Raw genomic sequence first — 5,184 nt, 5'->3', positions numbered from 1 at the left:
CTTGAATTTGCCGGCGGAATATTTACTAATCTTACTCATGATCACCTCGATTTCCATAAAACCTTTGATTCATATTTAAAAGCTAAAAAAGGCTTCTTTGATGGTCTCAACAATAAGGCTTTCGCATTAACCAATGTGGATGATAAAAATGGAATGGTGATGCTCCAAAATACGAAGGCGCATAAAAAGAGCTACGGGCTTAAAAATATCGCTGATTTTAAAGCTAAAATTATTGAAAATCATTTCAGCGGACTCCTGCTTGATATCGAACAGGATGAGGTTTGGTTTAAAATGGTGGGTAGCTTCAATGCCTATAATCTATTAGCTGTTTATGCCACAGCACTCTTATTAGAGCAGGATAAATTGAGGGTTTTGACCTCCTTGAGTCGTCTTTCAGGTGCTGAAGGTCGCTTCGATTACATGATTTCTCCCTCCGGAATTATCGGTATTGTTGATTATGCACATACGCCAGATGCAGTGCAAAATGTGCTTAGCACCATTCAGGATATCCGTAAAGGTACTGAGCAGCTAATAACTGTAATTGGTTGTGGTGGCGATCGTGATAAAACAAAACGCCCCATAATGGCGCAGGTTGCTTGTGATTGGAGTGATAAGGTAATTCTTACATCTGATAACCCCCGAACTGAAGCTCCAGAACAAATAATTAGGGAAATGGAAGTCGGGGTGATGCCCCACACTAAGAAAAAAGTGCTTTCTATTACCGATAGAAGGGAGGCGATTCGTACAGCCTGCCATTTGGCGAAACCTGGCGATATCATTGTGGTGGCCGGAAAAGGGCATGAAAAATATCAGGAAATCGCAGGAGTGAAGCTTCCTTTTGATGATAAAGAAATATTAACTGAATTTTTAAATCTGGTAAGCTAATGTTGTACTACCTATTTGCCTGGCTTGATAAGCAATATGATATTCCTGGAGCAGGCTTGTTTCAGTTTATATCGTTCCGTACAAGCATGGCTGTAATCTTATCGCTTCTTCTTACCACTGTTTATGGAGCTCGCCTTATCAGAATTCTTCGTGCCAAACAAGTGGGTGAATCGGTGAGGAACCTCGGGTTGGAAGGTCAAATGCAAAAGCAAGGGACTCCCACTATGGGCGGTCTGATCATTCTTCTTGGAATATTAGTCCCAACCCTCTTATTTGCGCGTATCGATAATATTTACATTATCTTAATGCTCATCACTACCGTTTGGATGGGGGCAATTGGCTTCCTTGATGATTACATAAAAGTATTTAAAAAAGATAAGGAAGGTCTTGCTGGCCGCTTTAAAATTATGGGTCAGGTGGGATTGGCTTTAATTATCGGCTGGACCATGTATTTCCATCCTGATATTGTAGTTAGAGAGCGTATAGCAGCTCCTGCAGCTGTTCAGGCTTCTGCGGATGCTGTAAATCCTTCATCAAAATATTATTATCAAGATGTTAAATCTACGCTTACCAATGTGCCTTTTTACAAGGATAATGAATTTGATTATGCCAAAGTTCTAACAGTTTTTGGAGCGGAGTATGGTAAATATTCCCTAGTAGTTTTTCTTCTCTTCGTAGTGGTTATTGTTACTGCCGTTTCAAATGGCGCTAATTTAACAGATGGTATCGACGGGCTCGCAACAGGTACTTCGGCAATTATAGGAATTACGCTCGCAATTCTAGCTTATGTTTCTGGAAATGCCATTTTCGCTGATTACCTTAATATTATGTACATCCCCTTTTCGGGTGAATTGGTAATTTTTGCTGGTGCCTTTGTAGGTGCTTGTGTGGGATTTTTATGGTATAACTCTTATCCTGCGCAAGTGTTTATGGGTGATACAGGCAGCCTTGCTATTGGAGGTATCATTGCAGCATTCGCCATCATGATTAGGAAGGAACTTCTAATTCCGGTGCTTTGCGGGGTGTTTTTAATTGAAAATCTATCTGTAATCTTGCAGGTTTCTTATTTTAAATATACGAAAAGGAAATTCGGTGAAGGTCGTCGCATATTTTTGATGTCTCCCCTTCATCACCACTACCAGAAAAAAGGATACCACGAAGCTAAAATTGTAACGCGCTTCTGGATTGTAGGTATAATCCTTGCTATTTTAACCATCGTCACTTTAAAGCTAAGGTAATGGGAAAGAAGAACTATATCGTCATTCTTGGTGCCGGCGAAAGCGGCGTTGGTGCGGCTTTGCTTGCTCAAAAGCAAGGCTTTGAGGTTTTCGTGTCTGATTTTGGCCCTATTGCTGATAAGTACAAAAATGATTTACTTCAGGCTGAAATCTCTTTTGAAGAGAATGGCCATAATGAGGATCTCATTCTTGCTGCTACCGAGGTAATTAAAAGTCCGGGAATCCCTGAAAAGGCCCCGATTATTAAAAAGTTGATCCAAAATAATATTCCTATTCTTTCTGAAATTGAATTTGCTGGTCGCTATACCAATGCTAAAATGATCTGTATTACTGGGTCTAACGGCAAATCAACTACCACCTTACTAACCTATCACATTCTCAAAAATGCAGGTCTAAATATTGGTCTAGCTGGAAATATCGGCAAGAGCTTTGCACGCCAGGTAGCATTTGAAAATTTTGATATCTATGTATTGGAAATCAGCAGCTTCATGCTCGATAATATGTATCAGTTTAAAGCTGATATCGCTGTTTTACTGAATATTACGCCCGATCATTTAGATCGTTACGATTATAAAATGGAGAATTATTCGGACTCAAAGTTCAGAATTATTCAAAACCAAGCGCCGGGTGATGTGTTTATCTATTGCGCTGATGATGAGGAAACTCAAAAAGGCCTATTAAAACATCAAATTAATGCTCAAGCTTTTCCATTTTCAATCGAAAATATACTTGATAACGGCGCATTCCTTCAAAACGATCAGATTAATATAAAACTTCACCACAACCAAGAATCATTTACTATGTCAATTAAAGATTTAGCTCTTCAGGGCAAGCACAACATCTACAACTCTATGGCTTCAGGAATAGTGGCAAAAGTTCTTGAATTGAGAAATGAAAGCATCCGCGAAAGCATGGCTAGCTTCACTAATATTGAGCATAGATTGGAGCATGTTGCTCGTATTTCGGGTATTGATTTTATCAACGACTCAAAAGCGACAAATGTGAATTCAACTTGGTATGCCCTTGAAAGTATGCCTTCAGATGTTGTACTTATCCTTGGTGGGGTAGATAAGGGCAATGACTATAATATGCTAAAAGATTTGGTGAAGTCGAAAGTGAAAGCCATCGTTTGCCTCGGCAAGGATAATAAACGCATTCATGAGGCTTTTGAAGATGATGTAGAGGTTATTGTAAATACTTTTTCAGCTGATGAAGCCGTTCAAATGGCCTATCACCTAGCAGCTAAAGGCGATACTGTACTCTTATCACCTGCTTGTGCGAGCTTCGACTTATTTAAAAATTATGAAGACAGAGGAAACCAGTTTAAAAAAGCAGTAAAAGAACTCTAATCACTAACCAACTAAAACTAACCAACTAATAACTAACCAACTAACCATCTACATGGAAAGACTAATTAGCAAAACAAAAGGTGATCGCTGGATTTGGCTTATTGTGATTTTACTTTCGGTATGGTCGCTATTAGCTGTTTACAGTGCAACAGGTACGCTTGCCTATAAAAAAGGTGTTGGCACTGAGCAATTTCTAATTAAACACTTAGTGATGATTGTTGGTGGTATCGCCTTAATGTATTTCTCTCACCTTCTTGATTATCGCTATTACGCTGGTATTAGCAAGGTTTTGATGGTTATTACTATTCCTTTACTCGCCTATACTTTGATTTTCGGTGCCAATGTTAATGAGGCTAGTCGCTGGGTAACTATTCCAATTATTAATCAAACGTTCCAGACTTCAGATCTTGCCAAACTTGCCCTAATTACTTTCTTGGCAAGAAGCTTAAGTAAGAAGCAAGAAAATATAAAGGATGTTAAAAAGGCTTTTATTCCAATTATGAGTGCTGTTTGTGGCGTCTTCGTCCTAATTGCTTTAGCCAATCTTTCTACCGCTATCATGTTATTTGGAGTAAGTATTCTTCTGCTTCTTATTGGTCGGATTAGTATAAAACAAATTGCAGTAGTTTGCTTTGCAGGCTCTATTCTGCTTGCAGCTGTAATGTTCCTCGGTCCGCGACGCAATACCTACTATTCCCGTATTCAAACCTTTTGGAATCCTGAAAAGGCCAGTTCCGATAAATCATTTCAGGCTGACCAAGCAAAAATTGCAATCGCTACCGGCGGATTGTTTGGTAAAGGTCCGGGAAATAGTACGCAAAGAAATTATTTACCTCACCCTTACTCGGATTTTGTGTACGCACTAATTATTGAGGAGTATGGTATGGTGGGTGGCGTCGGACTAGTCTTATTATATCTAATATTTCTATATCGATGCGTTTTAATTGTAACGCAGAGTCCGAAGGCCTTTGGGGCACTTCTCGCTGCAGGCTTGAGCTTTAGTTTAAGCATCCAGGCATTTGGTAATATGGCGGTGGCTGTTGGATTGGGACCTGTTACGGGTGTACCGCTGCCTCTTGTAAGTATGGGAGGTACCTCAATATTGTTCACTAGCATCGCCTTCGGAATTATTCTAAGCGTGAGTAGAGACAATGATGAGCGCAAAAAACAAAGTCAAGAAAAGGTAGTAATAGGTGAGATTCCAGCAATGGCCTAATATTAATAGACAAAGAATAAACAAGATTAATAGCTAAAAATGGCAAAAAGAGTGATCATAAGCGGAGGCGGTACTGGCGGACATATTTTTCCGGCTATTGCTATTGCTAATGCCCTGAAAAAAATTGATTCCCAAACGGAGATTCTTTTTGTCGGTGCTAATGGTCGCATGGAAATGGAAAAAGTTCCTGCTGCAGGCTATAAAATTATTGGTTTAGATATCAGTGGTTTTCAGCGTGCTTCTCTTATTAAAAATGTGTTCCTGCCATTCAAGGTTTTGAAAAGTGTGCTCAAAGCGAGAGCAATAATCAAAGATTTTAACCCTGATGTTGTTGTAGGTGTTGGTGGATATGCTTCAGGTCCTTTATTGTATGCGGCATCTCAAATGAATATTCCTTACCTCATTCAGGAGCAAAATTCCTATGCCGGAATTACCAATAAATGGCTTGGCAAAAATGCATCTGTAATTTGTGTGGCCTTTGATGGAATGGAGAAAT

General features: G+C 39.4%; 5 protein-coding genes. All 5 read left to right on the top strand.

Translation table 11 applies throughout. The annotated features are described in order from the left end of the window. Positions 1-885 (top strand): UDP-N-acetylmuramoyl-L-alanyl-D-glutamate--2,6-diaminopimelate ligase (locus tag ACILQF_RS10340; protein WP_395627332.1); only part of this gene is annotated, 885 nt, incomplete at its 5' end. Then, positions 885-2,123, top strand: coding sequence for a phospho-N-acetylmuramoyl-pentapeptide-transferase (gene mraY / locus ACILQF_RS10335; protein ID WP_395627331.1), 1,239 nt, complete (start codon positions 885-887; stop codon positions 2,121-2,123). The genes ACILQF_RS10340 and mraY, both read left to right, overlap by 1 nt. Then, positions 2,123-3,472, top strand: a complete 1,350-nt coding sequence (gene murD, locus ACILQF_RS10330) for a UDP-N-acetylmuramoyl-L-alanine--D-glutamate ligase (protein ID WP_395627330.1) — start codon at positions 2,123-2,125, stop codon at positions 3,470-3,472. The genes mraY and murD overlap by 1 nt, the downstream gene beginning before the upstream one ends. Positions 3,473-3,524: 52 nt before the next feature. Then, on the top strand, positions 3,525-4,688 hold the full coding sequence (locus ACILQF_RS10325) for an FtsW/RodA/SpoVE family cell cycle protein (protein WP_395627329.1): 1,164 nt from the start codon (positions 3,525-3,527) through the stop codon (positions 4,686-4,688). Between the two features lie 39 nt (positions 4,689-4,727). Beyond that, positions 4,728-5,184, top strand: a 457-nt coding sequence (locus ACILQF_RS10320) for a UDP-N-acetylglucosamine--N-acetylmuramyl-(pentapeptide) pyrophosphoryl-undecaprenol N-acetylglucosamine transferase (protein WP_395627328.1), incomplete at its 3' end; no start/stop codon positions are given.

Origin of the sequence: Daejeonella sp., from assembly GCF_044232565.1 — a bacterium.
Taxonomy (GTDB): Bacteria; Bacteroidota; Bacteroidia; order Sphingobacteriales; family Sphingobacteriaceae; genus Daejeonella.
Note: the sequence above shows the minus strand (reverse complement) of the source record. Positions and strands in the feature narration are given on the sequence as shown.

Coding starts and splice junctions, on each gene's coding strand:
- ACILQF_RS10325 (WP_395627329.1), top strand. CDS start 3,525: ATGGAAAGACTAATTAGCAAAACAAAAGGTGATCGCTGGATTTGGCTT.
- murD (WP_395627330.1), top strand. CDS start 2,123: ATGGGAAAGAAGAACTATATCGTCATTCTTGGTGCCGGCGAAAGCGGC.
- mraY (WP_395627331.1), top strand. CDS start 885: ATGTTGTACTACCTATTTGCCTGGCTTGATAAGCAATATGATATTCCT.